Source organism: Actinacidiphila sp. bgisy145 (genome assembly GCF_057708125.1).
The window spans coordinates 239,646-254,214 of the sequence record NZ_JBYIRL010000003.1 but is presented as its reverse complement, the minus strand read 5'-3'; the positions used below and the strand labels follow the sequence as shown (position 1 = coordinate 254,214).

Genomic DNA, 14,569 nt, shown 5'->3' with positions numbered 1-14,569 from the left:
GGGCTCGCGTGAGCGGTCAGACGCCCACTCCTCCCGCGTCGCCGCCGTCGGACGAACCGCCGTCGGAGGAGCCCCCGTCGGACGAGGAACCGCCGTCGGAGGAGCCCCCGTCACCGCTGCCGCCGGACGAGGAGCCGCCGCCGTCGCGCACCGAACCGGTCACCTTGGCGTCGACGTCACCGAAGAAGCAGGTCACCGTGCGGTCGCCGTCGTCCCACAGGGACTTCTGCGGTCCGAAGAAGAACAGCCGCATCCCGTCGTCCAGCGAGCGGCCGTCCAGGTACTCGCCCATCTGCTTGCCGCAGGTGGCCTGGGCCTCGCTGGTGATCGCCGCCTCGCCCGGATAGGAGCCGTTGGTGCTCGGGTCGAGGGTGTAGGTGTAGAACGCCTCGGCGTCGTGCGGCTTGGCGCAGTCGACGACGTTCACCGAGCGCGACACCCGCTCCCCGCGCTCGATCTCCTCCAGGGAGTGCCCGGTGGTGTTGAAGCACTGGCCGGCCTTGATGTCCGCGACCTCGGTGTTGCCGTCGTCCAGCGCGCCGGTCGCGCCGAGGACGATCAGCAGCACGACGAGCAGGGTCGTGACCGAGTTGATCGTGATGCCCGCGATGGCCAGCCCGCGGCCGCGCTGGCCCTGCCGCCGGCCCTGCTTCAGCCCGCCGATGCCCAGCCCGATGCCGAGCAGCGGCACGCATGTGAACGAGGTGACCAGCGAGGCGATCGACAGGCCGTTGGTGGTGCGCTCGGCGGCGTACCAGCCCTGCGGGTTCTGGTACGGGTACGGCGCCGGGTAGGGCCCCGGCAGCCCCGGGCCGCCGGGCGCCGCGTACGGGTTGGGGTTCTGGTACGGGTTCGGCTGCTGCGGGTAGGGCCCCGGGCCCGCGCCGTAGGGCGGCGCACCGTCCGATGCGTACGGCGAAGACTGCCCGTAGGGCGGCTGCCCGGCGCCGTACGCCGCGCCGGAGTCGTACGGCGATCCCGAGCCGGAGTAGGGCGGGGCGGGTGCGGGAGGCGGCGGCGGAAGGTCCTCGGGGGGCGGCGGCGGGGATATGTCCACCAGGGGAGTTTACGATCCCCTTACCCCTACGCCCCCACGGTCCCGTCGACTCCTTCGCGCAGGAAGTCCGCGTGCCCGTTGTGCCGCCCGTACTCCAGCAACACGTGCACCATCACCATCCGCAGGCTCACGTCTTCCTCCCACCGGGGCTGGTGGCCGACCATGTCCAGGGACGCGGCCGCCGCCTCGATCCGCCGGGACGCGGCGACCTCGGCCTCCCACACCGGGAACGCCTCGGCCCGGGTCGACGCGCTCGCGTCGTACGCCGCCTGGAAGTCGACCTCGCCCTCCTTCGCCCACACCATCGGGGCGCCGGGGTCCTCGAAGACGCGGCGGAACCAGGTCCGTTCGACCTCGGCCATGTGGCGGACCAGGCCGAGCAGCGTCAAGGCCGACGGCGGCATCGACCGCCGCCGCAACTGCTCGTCGTCCAGCCCCTCGCACTTCATCGCCAGCGTCGCCCGCTGGTAGTCCAGAAACGCCCGCAGCGTCTCCCGCTCCGAGCCGAAGCTCGGCGGCCCGATCCGCGTGTCCACACCCTCGCCCATGCCCCGCAGGCTATCCCTGTCCCTCGGGGGACGGCTCCTCATATAAGCGCGGCCGCCGTACGGGGTCAGACGGCGGTCTGCGGCGCCGGGGCCGGCGTGGTGCCGAGGGCGTTGCGGCGGGCGGGCATGGTGAGCGTGGTCATGCGGCGCCAGCCGTGGAGGCGGTCGTAGAGGTAGGTGAGGTGGATGCCGAAGCGCAGCAGCGCCGCGGTGGGCGCGGGCCAGTGCAGGATGCGGCCCATGCGGGCCATCACCGCCAGGCTCACGTCGCGGTGCACCCGGATCTCGGCGTGCGCGCAAGCGCGCAGCGCGCGGTGGATGGCGCGGCCGTGCCCGGCGGCGGCCAGCCGCAGCAACTCCTCGTGGCAGTAGGCGAGGTGGTTGTCCTCGTCGCGCGAGATGACCCGCATCGCGCGGCCGATCTCGGGGTGCCCGGCGAAGTACCGCAGCAGCACGGCCATCTGCTCGGACGCGCGCTGCTCGGTGACCCGGCTGTGGGCGAGGTACGTGACGATGTCCTGCTCGCTCAGCGCCTCGTCGCGCCGCAGCCGGCTGTGGGCGAGCCCGATCCCGGCGCGCTCCAGCAGCATCGTGTAGTCGGTGTCGGCGGGCACCGGCACCGGCTCCAGCCCGCGTTTGCGCAGCAGGGCGGTGAAGATGCGGCCGTGCTTGTCCTCGTCGGCGCCGTGCCGGGCGATCTTCGGGGCCAGCTCACGCTGCGAGGGCGGCACCAGCGCGGCGATCCGGCCGTTCTCCCAGCCGCCCTGTGCCTCCCCGCTGGCGGCGATGGAGCAGAAGAGCCGGTAGGAGTCGTCGTTGTCCACGATCGACGTGAACAGGCTGCGGACCGACAGCATCCCCGTGCTCCTCTCGCCGTCCGGCAGGTATCAGCAGCAGTCAAGGCCGCGCCTGCCGCCCCCGCAACCGGACCGCGGCCCCGGTTCGCCCGTCCGGGCGAACCGGGGTGCGCGCGTCCTCGTGCCTGCGCGGCGCTACTTCCAGGTGTCGTCCAGGGTGCCGCCGGAGCCGCCGGTGTCGGCGGTGCGGTTGTCGCCCGACTCCCATGTGACGTTCCCCGAGGCGTCCTTGAGGATGTACTTGTACTCGAAGGACGTGTTCGCGGGGAGGTCCACGGTGGCGCTCCAGTCGGTGCCGTCGGTGGAGTCCAGCGCGACGGCCCGGCCGGTGTCCCACTCCCCCAGTCCGGCGATCGACCCGGCCACGTAGACCTGCTCGCCCGACGGCGCGGCCTCGGTCTCGTGGAACGTCTCGGCGACGGTGCCGGTCGGCGGGCTGGTCGGGGGCGTGGTGGTGGCGGTGCCGGCCTGGTAGAGGGCCACCGAGTCGTGGGCGGGCACGGTCACCGTGGCGGTGCCGTCCTGGCCGACGGTGACGGTGGACCCGGTGCAGCCGCCGGAGGAGGTGGGGTCGCCGTGGATGACGTCGCAGTACGTGCCCGCGGCGAGGCCGGTGGTGAAGGTCTCGGTGACCGCGGAGTCGCCGTTGTCGATGCCGATCCACGCCTGGTCGCCGCGGCTGAAGGCGATCGCGTCGGCGCCGTTGTCCCACCAGTTGACGACGCTCTGGCCCTGGGCGGCGTTGTGCCAGCCGACCATGTTCGCGATGCCCTGCACCCGGTCGGTGCACACCCAGGCGGCGGAGGAGCAGTCGGTGCCGGTGACGAAGCCGTTGCCGTCGGCCGGCGGGGAGTCGTCGGAGCTGTTGAACGCGAAGCCGGAGTACACCGTGGGGGCGCCGTATCCCCAGGCGAGCATGAACTCGGTGGCCAGCGTGTACTGCGAGCCGTTCTTGTAGTTCAGGGTGCTGCCGTTGCGCTCGGTGTCGTGGTTGGTGACCATCGCGCCGTCCTTGTCGGACGGCTCCAGGCCCCAACTCTGGCCGAACGTCTTGAGGTTCGCGATGTTCCCCTGGAACTGCGACTTCATCGCGTTGGCGTAGTCGAAGCCGATCACGCTGCCGTTGGACTCGAACGCGGACGGCGCGAGGTTGCCGCTGCCGCCGAGCGCGACCTCCTGGAGGACGTAGGGCCGCGCGCCCCACTGGGTGTCGGAGAGCCGGGACTCGATGTTCGCCAGGTCGGACTGGTTGATGTGCTTGGCGGCGTCGACCCGGAAGCCGTCGACGCCGTAGCCGATCAGCTTGTTGAGGTAGCCGGCGATCTTGCCCCGCACGTCGTCGGTCTCGGTGTAGAGGTCGGCGAGGTCGGACAGGTCGCACTCCTGGACCTGGGTCTGGCTGTTCCAGTCGTCGATGGCCAGGTCGGAGTTGGGGCAGTTGGCCGGCGAGGTGTGGAAGTCCGAGGGGCCGTACGGGACTTCGCCGTAGGTCTTCGCGCCGACGTCGAAGCTGTCGCCGCCGTAGGAGTCGGTGCTCGACTGGTCGTTGCCGGACATGTGGTTGATCACCGCGTCGGCGTAGACCTTGACCCCGGCGGCGTGGCAGGCGGAGACCATCGCCTCGAACTGCGCCTCGGTGCCCATCCGGCTGTTCAGGTCGTAGCCGACCGGCTGGTAGATCTCCCACCACGGGTGCGAGCCGGACAGCCGGATCGAGTCCTCCGGCGGGGAGACGAGCACCGATCCGTAGCCCTTCGGGCCGAGTTCGGTGGTGCACTCACTGGCCACCGACGGCCAGTTCCACATGAAGAGGTTGGCGGTCACGTCGCTGCCGTTGCCGCCGGTGGCCGCCGCGGTGGCGGGGCCGGCGTGCGCGGTGCCCTGGACGGCGGCGAGCGGTATCACCGAGCCGGCCACGAGCGCGGCGGCGGCGAGCAGCGCCCGGCGGACCCGCGAGCGGGCGGACGGCGTTCGTGCGGAGGGGAGTTGCGGGGTGGGGGGTTGCGCGGTGGGGGGTTGCGCGGTGGGCGGTTCCGCGCCGTGGGGGGGATCGGCGCGGTCTGGTGAGCGAAGCATGGAGGGCTCCCGCTGATCGTGGCGGACTACGGCCTGCGTACGCGACCACCCGGCTCCGACGCGCCTCGGACGAGCGGTCCGGCGGCCCTCCCGTGGGCCGCCGCAGCCAACCGCCGTGACGGTCACGGCGGTTGAACGCGAGGTAGACCATGCTCCGGAGCGGCGGTGCCGTCAAGACGTGCTGCAACAGTTTTCCTCGACTTGCAGAAAGATTGCGCAGTGCGGGTGCGGGGCAGGCGGCTCCGCCCCCTGCTGAGGCGGGTGCCGTAGTAGGCGCCCGATCCGAGCCTTATCCGAGCCCGCAACGCCTCCCCGTACGAGCTCCGGGCCGCCGCGGGCGGGGGTGCGGCTTCTCCGGCGCGCGGGCCGGAGGGGGGCGCGTTTCAATGGGCGTATGGGTTCGAGCGGGCCTGGGCGAACGACCGACGCCGCCGGGCCGGAGGAAGCGGTGCGCCGGGCGCGGGGCGACGCGGCGCTGGTGGTGGACGCCCGCGGCACCGTCGTGAGCTGCACCCGGCGGGCCGCGGCGCTGTTCGGCTGCGCCGCGGACACGCTGTGCGGCCGGGACGTCACCGAGCTGTTCGAGAACCCGGAGACCTGGCCGGTGCTGAGGTCGGGGGCGCTGGAGGGCCGGCAGAACACCGGCGGGGTGGTGCTGCTGCGGCCGGGCGGCGGGACGCTCCACGTGCGGCTGCGGGTGTCGGTGCTGGCGCCGGAGAGCGCGCACGGCCCGCCGCTGCTGCTGCGGATGGCGCAGGGCGGCCCGCCGGGTTCCGGCGGCCTGGCGGAGCCGGACGCGGCGGGCGCCGACGGCGACGGGCCGCGCGCCGAGGACGGCCCGCTGCGGCTGCCGCGGCTGGCCACCGCGGACGAGGGCGACGCGCAGCCGTCCGGTCTGCGGTACGCGTCCGCCGCCGCGATCGGCGGCTCGCTGGACGTCGCCCGCAACGCCGAGGACCTGGCCGACGTGCTCGTACCCGCCTTCGCGGACCTGGCCGCGGTCGACCTGACCGTGTCGGTGCTCCAGGGCGAGGAGCCCGGCCCGTTCACCGGGGACACGCCGCTGCGCCGGGTGGCCGTGGCCGGCGCCGGCGCGTGGCCGCCCGAGCTCTATCCGCCCGGCGCCACGCTCACCATCGGCAGCGACGCGAGCCAGCAGGTGCGGCACGGCGCTTCCGGGGTGCTCTCCGACCTCGCCGACCTGCGGGCGCTGCTGCCGGAGGAGGAGATGGTCCGGCGGTCGCTGCCGCGCGATGCCAGCTCGCTGCTGCTGATGCCGGTGCAGGCGCGCGGTCTGGTGCTCGGCACGGTGCTGCTGTGGCGGCTCGGCACGCGGCGCCGGTTCGACGAGTCGGACGCCGCGCTGGCCGACGAGATCGCCTCGCGCGCCGCCCTCAGCATCGACAACGCGCGCCGCTACACCAAGGAGCGGCGCACCGTCGAGACGCTGCAACGCAGCCTGCTGCCAAGGGTGGTGGGCGACAGCACGGCCGCCGAGACGTCCGGCGTGTACGTCCCCAGCGGCACCCCCGAGGGCATCGGCGGGAGTTGGTTCGACGTCATCGAACTGTCCTCCGCCCGGGTGGCGTTCCTGGTCGGCCGGGTGCCCGGGCACGGGCTCGGCGCGACCGCCGCGATGGGCCGGCTGCGGGCCGCGGTGGGCACCCTCGCCGACCTCGACCCGGCGCCCGACGAACTCCTCAGCCATCTGGACGACCTGGTGGTGCGCTTCGCGAGCACCGAGGACAACGACCCGGTGCACGCGGGCATCGAGACCGCGCTGCGCGGCGCGTCCTGCGTCTACGCCACCTACGACCCGCTGACCGGCCGCTGCCTGGTCGCGTCGTCGGGCCACGTCGGGCCGGTGCTGGTGCGGGGCGGGGCCGGCGGAGAGCCGGCCGCGGTGGAGCAGGTCGAGGTCAGTGCCGGGCCGCCGCTGGGTACCGGCGGCGGCCCGTTCGAGATGACCGAGCTGCTGCTGTCCGCCGGGGACGTGCTGGCCTTCCACAGCGACGCCGCGCAGGTGTGGGACGACCCGGCCGCGGCGCGCCGGCGGGCCGCGGTCGAGGAGGTGGCGCGCTCGGCGGCGGCGTCCGGCCGGCCGATGGCGGACGCGGGGCGCGAACTGCTCGGCCGGCTCTCCGACCCGGCGCCCGACCACGACCAGACGCTGCTGCTCGCCCGGACCAGGGAGCTGCCGAGCGACCGGACCGCCGGGTGGCGGGTGACCGCGGGGCCCGAGGCGGTCGCCGAGGTGCGCTCCGGTGTCACCGCGCAGCTGGCCGCCTGGGACCTGGACGAGCTGGCGTTCAGCACCGAGCTGATCGTCAGCGAGCTGGTCACCAACGCGATCCGGTACGCGGGCTCCCCCATCACCGTCCGGCTGATCAGGGACCAGCGGCTGATCTGCGAGGTCTCCGACCCCAGCCAGACCCAGCCGCATCTGCGGCGGGCCCGGCTGACCGACGAGGGCGGCCGCGGCCTGTTCCTCATCGCGCAGCTCACCCACCGCTGGGGCAGCCGCTACACGCCCGAGGGCAAGACCATCTGGACCGAGCAGGTCCTCGCACCGCGCTGACCGCCGCCGCGAGCGCGGGGACGGCGGGGAGGGCGGGGACGGCAAAGCCCCGGCCGGCGCGATGCCGGCCGGGGCCCGGTCGTAGCGGTGGCGCCGGTCAGTCGTCGTTGTCCGAGGAGGGGATGTAGGCGCCCGGCACGTCGTTCGGGGCGTAGATCCTGCTCTCACCGGGGTACGGCGTGGTCCAGTTGTGCGTCTGGTACCAGGTGAGGTGGTTCATCTGGGCGGGCGGCGCGTAGTCGGGCACCGCGTTGGGCCCGGTCAGCCGCTGCTTCGACTTCCATGTGTTCCACTGCGCCGCCACCGACTTCTCGGCCGCCGGCACGCTCGCCTTCGGCACGGCCGCGGCCGTCGGGTCCTGCGCGGCCGGGGTGTCCACGCCGCAGGACGGCGCGGTGCTCAGGCCGTCGGTCAGCGAGGTGCGGTTGGGCACCGCGGTGAACGGCGTGTAGTCCGGCTTGGCGGTGAACGCGGCCGTCATCGGGCTGGCGGCGCTGTCCTTCTGGTTCATCGGGTGGATGCCGAGGATCTGCTCGATGGTGCGGATCATCGTGATCTGCGAGTAGTAGTGGTCGTCCACCACGCCGTGCTGGGCGTAGGGGCTGATGATCTGGATCGGCGCGCGGTGGCCGTCGACGTGGTCCAGGCCCGCCTGCGAGTCGTCCTCGACGACGAAGATCGCCGAGTCCTTCCAGTAGGAGCTGTGCGAGATGGTGTCGACGATCCGGCCCACGGCCAGGTCGTTGTCGGCGACCTGCGCGGCCGGGCTGGCCGGGCCGCCGGTGTGGTCGCTGGACAGCCAGAACATGTTGAGGTCGGCCGGGCCGTTCTTCTCGAAGTCCTGCTGCCAGATCTGCTCCCGGTAGATGTCCGGGACGCTGGTGTCGAACTTCGGGAAGCCGGGCACCGACACGTTGTTGAGCGACGGGATCGGCGAGGACGAGTCGAGCGGGTAGGCGGTGTTCTGGCCGGTCGCCTTCATGTTCTTCGCGTCGCAGTAGAGGTTCTGCCACGTCGCGTCGGCCGGCTTGGTCAGGAACTGCTGGAACTCGCCGAAGTCGCGCACCGTCTTGCCGGCCGCCTGCGCGCCGGTCCACAGGAAGCCGCTCTTCTGGTGGCCGAGCGCGTCGTCCTCGGTGTCGTAACTGCGGGTGTACTCACCGGCGGAGGACTCGGTGTACTCCGGGTTGTCCGCCTGCATCAGCCAGTTGTGGCCCTCGGCGGAGTTGGTGCCGATGTCGTAGGTGTTGTCGTAGAGCCCGAACTGCGTTGCCAGGGCGTGCTGGTTGGGCGTCACGTTCTCGCCGAACTCGGTGAGCGCCGGGTCGCCGTTGCCCTGCGCCATGTCGCCGTAGAGCTGGTCGTAGGTGCGGTTCTCCTTGACGATCAGGAAGACGTGCTTGATCGTCGACGGGTCGCCCAGCCGGGCCGGGACCGGCACGGCCTTCGCCTTGCGGCCCTTGGCGAGCTGGACGTCGGTGCTGGTCCAGCCGTTCTGCTGGAAGACCTTGGCGGTCTGGGCCCGGATCGCGTTGTCGCTCGGCAGCGTGAAGTGGGTCAAGCTGGAGGTGGTGTCGTGGGTGGCGTGGCCGGCGCTGGTGGTGGGGCGGCGGGCGTCGATGCCGCGGGTGTTGGAGACCACCACCTGCTTGCCGACGGTCGCGATCTCCGCGGGGAAGTAGTCGGTCGGCAGCAGGCCCACGTAGCTGACCGGCTCCTGCGCGCTGTGGTAGCGGTAGACGGCGACCGCGTTGGCGCGGCCGAGGGTGACCAGCAGGTGGCCGTCGTCGGTGAGCGTGACCGCGTCGGGCTCGTAGCCGACCGTCGCCTCGGGCCAGGGCCGGGTGGCGATGGTCTGCACGACCTTGCCGCGGGCGGTGTCGATGACCGACACGTCGTTGGAGGCGGTGTCGGTGACGAACACCGCGCCCTTCTTCGCGTACAGCGCGGTCGGGTGCAGGCCGACGGTGATACTCGCGGGGGCGGCGGCGGGCTTGGCCAGGTCGATGACGCTGACGGTGCCGGTGGTGGTGGCGCCGGTCACCGGGCTCGCCGGGACCTGGGTGTTGTACGAGTTGAGGGTGGTGTCGCCGCTCTTCGCCGGGCGGCCGCCCTCGTTGCTGACGTACAGCTTGCCGCCGACCCGCAGGATGTCGCGGGGCGCGTTGCCGACCGCCCAGCTCTGCTCGATCGTGCCGGTGGCCGCGTCGATGGCGACCACCCGGTTCTGGCCGTTGACCGCGGAGTAGACGGTCGAGCCGTCGGCGGAGAAGACGGCCGCGCCGACCAGCGCGTGCTTGGCGCCGTCCGCCGGGATCTTGACGGCCACCGGGTCGGCCAGGGTGCCGTCGGTGTTCACCGTGAAGCGGGTGTAGCCGTCGGTCTGGCCGAGCCACAGCTGCTTGCCGTCGGGCGAGTACGTCGGGCCCTCCTGGCCCACGTCGTTGCCGCTGATCCGCAGGTCCGCGGCGGCGGAGTTGCCGACGACCTGCTGCACCTTCCAGGTCTTCAGGTCCAGGACCGTCAGCGCGACCCCGCCGTCGGTGACCGCGGCCGCCAGGTGGGTGCCGTCCGGGCTGACCGCGGACGACATGATCTTGCCGTTGTCGATGACCGTACGGGTGCCGTACGGGGCGAGGTACTGGTCGCTGGAGATGACCTGGCCCTTGTCGGTGCTCTGGCCGACCTGTTCGGTGCCGAACTGGTGGGTCTGGGCGAAGGCCGTGCCGGTGGCGCCCAGCGCCAGGGTGGTGAGGCCCGCGGTGACCAGGGCGGTCCGGCGGCCGATGCGCCGGCCGAGGAAGACGAGGCCCGCCTTCTCGACACGCCTTCTGCGGCGTGTTACCTGCATCCGATTATCCCTTCCGGGTGGTGTGGAGCAGTTCGACAGTGCCGTCGAACTGCCAGAGCGGGTTCGGGGCGTCGCCGGTGGCGGACCGTACGAGGAAGTAGCCGTTCACGTCCTTCGGTCCGTCGCCGTCGGCCACGAACCGCCCGTCCGAGGTGACATCGAGCTGGTAGATCGCGGTGCCCGGGGCCTGGACGCCCGGCAGGTGCCAGGTGACGACGCAGCGCCAGTCGTTGCCGGCGCCCTTGGCCGCGACATGGCCGTCGCTCCGGTCGCACGCCGCACCGACCCGCAGTTGGGCCTCGGTGACGGCGGGGCGGTTGAGCTGCGCGGTCTGCATCCGGTACAGGTGGCCGAAGGCGGTGGCGACCGACCGCTGCACCTTGCCCTGGTCGATGCCGGAGCCGGTCGACGGGGTGGCGAGCGCGATCACCGCGCACGTCGCGGCGAGCAGCCCGGCCAGCGGCAGCAGCCCGGCGGTCAGCGCGCGCCGCCCGGAGCCGTCGCCGGTGAGGTTGGTGAAGTCCCGGCGCACGAAGAGCAGATACGCCAGTACGGTCGCGGTGACGGCCCACACCAGGCTCACCGCGACGCCGATCAGCAGCGGGGCGAGCTGCGCCGGAGCGGTGAACAGGCCGTTCCAGGCGATGAAGGCGTAGCCGGGCAGGGCCAGGCGCACCGCGACGGGCAGCGGCAGCAGCTGGGCCAGCTGCATCGCCAGCGCGACGAGCGCGGGCAGCAGCAGGCCCATCGGGGAGCGGCCCAGCACGACCGACCCGAGCAGGCCGATCGCGGCCAGCGCCAGGGTCGGGGCGAGCGCGCAGGCCCAGGCGAGCAGGACGTGTCCGGCCGCGGCGGACGGCGACAGTAGGTGTCCGTCCAGGCCGACCAGCGGGTGGTCGCCGACCGCGGCGAGGCCGCCGGCGATACCGGACGCGCTCAGCCCGACGACGAGCAGCAGGATGACGGTCAGGCTGGCGAGGGCCTTCGCGGCGAAGATCCGGCGGTGCGAGCGGACCGCGACCAGCAGGTGCCGCCAGGTGCCGAGCCGGTCCTCCGCGGCGAAGACGTCCCCGGCGACCAGCGAGGTCAGCAGCGGCAGCGCCCAGCTCCCGGCGAACCCCAGCACCACCAGGGGCCCGGCCCACCCGGTGCCGTGCATCCACCGGCCGAACAGCGTGTCCGACGGCAGCGTGCTCTGCATGCTGACCGCGGCCACGAAGAGCCCGGGCGCGAGCCAGCACACCAGCACCAGCAGCCGGACCCGCCACTGCGAGACGAGCTTCACCAGCTCGAAGCGGTAGCCGCGCGCGACCGAGACGGGGCGCCTGCCGGCGGGGCCGGCGGCGACTGGCGCGTGGGCGACCGGCGCGTCGGCGACCGGCGCACCGGCGGCTGGCGCGTCGGCGACCGGCGCGGCCATGACGGGCGCGGCGGCGGCCGACGGGGCCGTGACGGGCGGGTCCGCGGCTTCTGCGGCTTCCACGTCCGGCGGGGCCGCGGCCGGGGCGTGGTAGCCGCGCGCGACCGAGACGGGGCGCCTGCCGGCGGGGCCGGCGGCGACCGTTGCGGCGGCGGCTGGCGCGGCGGCGGCCGACGGGGCCGTGACGGGCGCGTCCACGGCTTCCGCAGCCGGCGGGGCCGCGGCCGGGGCGGCGGTCATCGCTTCCGTGGCGTCCGGGTCGGCGGTCATCGTGCGGTCTCCTGGGGCGCGGTGAGGGTGAGGAAGGCTGCTTCGAGGGGCGAGGTGACGGGGGCGAGTTCGCGGACCGCGACGCCGGCGCCGACCAGGCGGGCCACCAGGGCGTCGAGCGCGGGGACTTCGGCGCGGACGACGAGGATCTCGGCGCCGCGCCAGGGACGGGCGCCGTCCACCACGTCGATCCCGGGGGTCTTTGCGGCGGCGCGGCGGGCGGCGGCCAGGTCGGAGGTGAGCAGGCGGTAGTCGAGCGCGGCGTTCGCCGCCGCGAGGCCGCCGAGCGGGCCGGAGAAGACCACCCGGCCGGTGGCCAGCAGGGTCGCCTGGGAGCAGAGCGCCTCGATGTCGTCCATGCGGTGGCTGGAGACGACCACGGCCGCGCCGTCGGCCGCGAGCCGCCCGAGCACGTCGTGCACGTGCTTCTTGCCCGCCGGGTCCAGGCCGTTGGACGGCTCGTCGAGCACCAGCAGCCGCGGCCTGGTCAGGAGCGCGGCGGCCAGTCCCAGCCTCTGGCGCATCCCCAGGGAGTAGCCGCGTACGCGGTCGTCGGCCACGTCGGTGAGCCCGACCTCGTCGAGCGCCTCGGCGATCGCGCCGCCGCGCGGGTCCTGCCCGCGCAGCGCGGCCAGTGCCGCGAGGTTCTGCCGGGCGGTGAGCGAGGGGTACAGGCCCGGGCCGTCGACGAAGCCGGCGACGCCGTCGGGGGCGGCGAGCGCCCGGCCGACCTGCGTGCCCAGGATGTCCAGTCGGCCGCCGTCGGCGACGGCCAGGCCCAGCAGCAGGCCGAGCAGCGTGGTCTTGCCCGCGCCGTTCGGCCCGACCAGGCCGTGCACCTGTCCCTGCGCCACCTCCAGATCGATGCCGTCGAGGGCGACGACGTCGCCGAAGCACTTGGTGATTCCCTGAGCCCGGACCGCGAGCGGTGTGTCCATGAGTCCCTTTCCCAGCTGAGCCTCAAGGACCATAAAGACCGCACACAGCCCCTCCACAGGCCGCGAGTTGAACACTTGCCGAACAGCGGGCAGCCGGCAGCACCCCAGTGGATACCGGGGTCGTAACGACGCAACACGGACGGCCGGACCGGGCCGGGGGCACAGGTACGCTCCCCGGCCGGTCCGGCCGTCCGATCAATTGACTTGCTGTGAAGCCGAGTTGTGAACCTGGATTGACAGCGCGTCAGCTCGGCAGACTCCACTGCTGGTTGGCGCTGTCGTAGCAGGTCCAGATCTGCAACCGGGTGCCGTTGGCCGAGCTGGGGCCGGTCGCGTCCAGGCACTTCCCGGAGGCGGAGTTCACCAACTCACCGTTGGACTGGGCCTGCCAGACCTGCGCACCGGTGCCGTTGCAGTCGTACAGCTGGATCTGGGTGCCGTCGGCGGTGCCCGCGGACGTCACGTCCATGCACTTGCCCAGCGCCCGCAGAGTGCCGTCCGAACCCACCGTCCACTGCTGCGCGTTGGTGCCGTTGCAGTCGTAGAGCTGGACCGCGGCGCCGTTGGCGCTGGAGGCGGCGGCCACGTCCACGCACTTGCCGCCGTAGCCGGTGATCGCGCCGGTGGTGCCGCCGCCGGTCCCGCCGCCGCTGCTGCCGGTGGTGAGCTGGCCGAAGATCCGGGAGTAGGCGTAGCCGACGGGCTTGTCGTAGTAGTCGACCTCCCAGAACGACAGCTCCTGCACGCCGTTGGAGGCGGCGAAGCTCTCCAGGGTCTGCGCGTCGGACTGCGAGAAGTACTCGTTGTCGTCGTTCTGGCCGGCGATCGGGGTCAGCCCGAGGCGGCCGTAGGCGGCGGAGGTGGAGATGCCGTACAGCCCGGCGAGCTGGCCGGCGGTGGCGCGGGCGCCGGACTCGGCGTCGTTGAGCGCGTTCTCGCCGTCGCCGAAGTCCATCGTCATGATGTTCACCGCGCTGACGTCGACGCCCTTGCTCTTGGCGTCGGTGAGCACGTTGTACTCCTGCGAGGGCAGCCCGCCGGGGTCGACGGCGAGGGTGTAGGCGACCTGGACGGCCGGGTTCTGCGCCTGGAGCGCGGCGAGCGCCTGGTTGCGGCGCTGGTTGGCGGCGGTGTCGCCCAGCGTGCCGCCCTCGATGTCGAAGTCGAGCCGGGTGATCCCGTAGGTGTTCACCACGTTGGCGTAGGCGGCGGTGAGCGAGGAGACGGAGGTGCAGGTCTGGGCGAGCTCACCGCCCTCGGCGCCGCCGAAGGAGACGATCGCGGTGCCGCCGGCCGCCTTGAGCGCGTTGATCTGCGCGGAGTACGCGCCGACCGCGTCGCCGCTGGCCTCCCACTGCGCGGTGCAGCCGGACTTCGGGATGAGGAAGGCGAGCGTGTAGTACTTCAGGCCGGTGGCGTTGAGGTCCGCCGCCATGTCGTTGGCCGTGGTGCCGTCGATCTGGAGGTAGGGGGCGGCGAAGTGGGCGGGTAGGCCCGTCGCGGCGTGGGCTTCGCCGGCGGTGCCGAGGAAGGCGGCGGTCGCGGCGAGGGCCGTGGTGGCGAGGGACGCGATGCAGTGTCTGAGGCGCATGCGTGGGCTCCGGGGGCCGGTTGGTGGGGGGTGTTTCATGTCGGCCGAGCAGAACCGGAGTCTGCGCCGGAACACGAGACCGCGTCAAGACGTCTGTAAATAAACCTTCCTGACCTGAGGGAGCGGCCCAGCGCGGCCGTACGGGTTCCGGCCACACCGCCGCGCCCGCCACCCGGCCGGCTCCCGCCGGCCGCTCCCGGCCCCGACCTGTGCGTTCACAACCTGGAGGCACCCGCGGCCCGTTGCCCTCCTCCCGCCCCACCCGGCACCGGAAGCGTCCGACAAGTGAAGCCACGGCGCCGTACCCACGTCTTGACATGTCTGCGACCGCTCTGCTTCCTTCGGGAAACACACATTGCTCGAGAGGCCGGACGGTCGTTCAG

9 protein-coding genes are annotated in these 14,569 nt (G+C 73.0%); 1 reads left to right on the top strand and 8 read right to left on the bottom strand.

Annotated elements, in window-relative coordinates; translation table 11 throughout:
- Positions 1–16: 16 nt before the first annotated feature.
- The 4 genes from AC3ERT_RS04880 to AC3ERT_RS04865 form a co-directional block, all read right to left on the bottom strand.
- Complete coding sequence (locus tag AC3ERT_RS04880; RefSeq protein WP_435172829.1) at positions 17–1,057, bottom strand: DUF4190 domain-containing protein; 1,041 nt, start codon at positions 1,055–1,057, stop codon at positions 17–19.
- Positions 1,058–1,083: 26 nt separating this feature from the next.
- Entirely contained in the window at positions 1,084–1,605 is a 522-nt protein-coding gene (locus AC3ERT_RS04875; RefSeq protein ID WP_435172827.1) for a DinB family protein, read from the bottom strand.
- Positions 1,606–1,670: 65 nt separating this feature from the next.
- Positions 1,671–2,462 carry a ferritin-like domain-containing protein gene (locus tag AC3ERT_RS04870; protein WP_435172826.1) on the bottom strand — a complete coding sequence of 264 codons (792 nt, stop codon included), beginning with the start codon at positions 2,460–2,462 and terminating at the stop codon, positions 1,671–1,673.
- Positions 2,463–2,597: 135 nt separating this feature from the next.
- Entirely contained in the window at positions 2,598–4,538 is a 1,941-nt protein-coding gene (locus AC3ERT_RS04865) for a carbohydrate-binding module family 20 domain-containing protein (RefSeq protein ID WP_435172825.1), read from the bottom strand.
- A gap of 394 nt (positions 4,539–4,932) precedes the next feature.
- On the opposite strand from AC3ERT_RS04865, the gene AC3ERT_RS04860 reads away from it, so the two are divergent.
- Complete coding sequence (locus tag AC3ERT_RS04860) at positions 4,933–7,116, top strand: ATP-binding SpoIIE family protein phosphatase (protein WP_435172823.1); 2,184 nt, start codon at positions 4,933–4,935, stop codon at positions 7,114–7,116.
- 97 nt (positions 7,117–7,213) lie between these two features.
- Here the strand turns inward: AC3ERT_RS04860 and AC3ERT_RS04855 are convergent, their stop codons facing one another.
- From AC3ERT_RS04855 to AC3ERT_RS04840, 4 genes are all read right to left on the bottom strand, one after another.
- Entirely contained in the window at positions 7,214–9,967 is a 2,754-nt protein-coding gene (locus tag AC3ERT_RS04855) for a bifunctional YncE family protein/alkaline phosphatase family protein (RefSeq protein ID WP_435125708.1), read from the bottom strand.
- Between the two features lie 4 nt (positions 9,968–9,971).
- Positions 9,972–11,387, bottom strand: coding sequence for an ABC transporter permease (locus AC3ERT_RS04850; RefSeq protein WP_435172868.1), 1,416 nt, complete (start codon positions 11,385–11,387; stop codon positions 9,972–9,974).
- Positions 11,388–11,653: 266 nt separating this feature from the next.
- On the bottom strand, positions 11,654–12,595 hold the full coding sequence (locus AC3ERT_RS04845; protein ID WP_435172821.1) for an ABC transporter ATP-binding protein: 942 nt from the start codon (positions 12,593–12,595) through the stop codon (positions 11,654–11,656).
- 244 nt (positions 12,596–12,839) lie between these two features.
- The gene (locus AC3ERT_RS04840) at positions 12,840–14,186 is read right to left on the bottom strand and encodes a ricin-type beta-trefoil lectin domain protein (RefSeq protein ID WP_435172819.1); all 1,347 of its coding nucleotides are present in this window, start codon (positions 14,184–14,186) and stop codon (positions 12,840–12,842) included.
- Between the last annotated feature and the right edge of the window lie 383 nt (positions 14,187–14,569).

Bases quoted from the DNA above. Each gene is read 5' to 3' on its own strand.
- AC3ERT_RS04875 (WP_435172827.1), bottom strand. From the start codon at position 1,605: ATGGGCGAGGGTGTGGACACGCGGATCGGGCCGCCGAGCTTCGGCTCG.
- AC3ERT_RS04870 (WP_435172826.1), bottom strand. From the start codon at position 2,462: ATGCTGTCGGTCCGCAGCCTGTTCACGTCGATCGTGGACAACGACGAC.
- AC3ERT_RS04865 (WP_435172825.1), bottom strand. From the start codon at position 4,538: ATGCTTCGCTCACCAGACCGCGCCGATCCCCCCCACGGCGCGGAACCG.
- AC3ERT_RS04860 (WP_435172823.1), top strand. From the start codon at position 4,933: ATGGGTTCGAGCGGGCCTGGGCGAACGACCGACGCCGCCGGGCCGGAG.
- AC3ERT_RS04855 (WP_435125708.1), bottom strand. From the start codon at position 9,967: ATGCAGGTAACACGCCGCAGAAGGCGTGTCGAGAAGGCGGGCCTCGTC.
- AC3ERT_RS04850 (WP_435172868.1), bottom strand. From the start codon at position 11,387: ATGGCCGCGCCGGTCGCCGACGCGCCAGCCGCCGGTGCGCCGGTCGCC.
- AC3ERT_RS04845 (WP_435172821.1), bottom strand. From the start codon at position 12,595: ATGGACACACCGCTCGCGGTCCGGGCTCAGGGAATCACCAAGTGCTTC.
- AC3ERT_RS04840 (WP_435172819.1), bottom strand. From the start codon at position 14,186: ATGCGCCTCAGACACTGCATCGCGTCCCTCGCCACCACGGCCCTCGCC.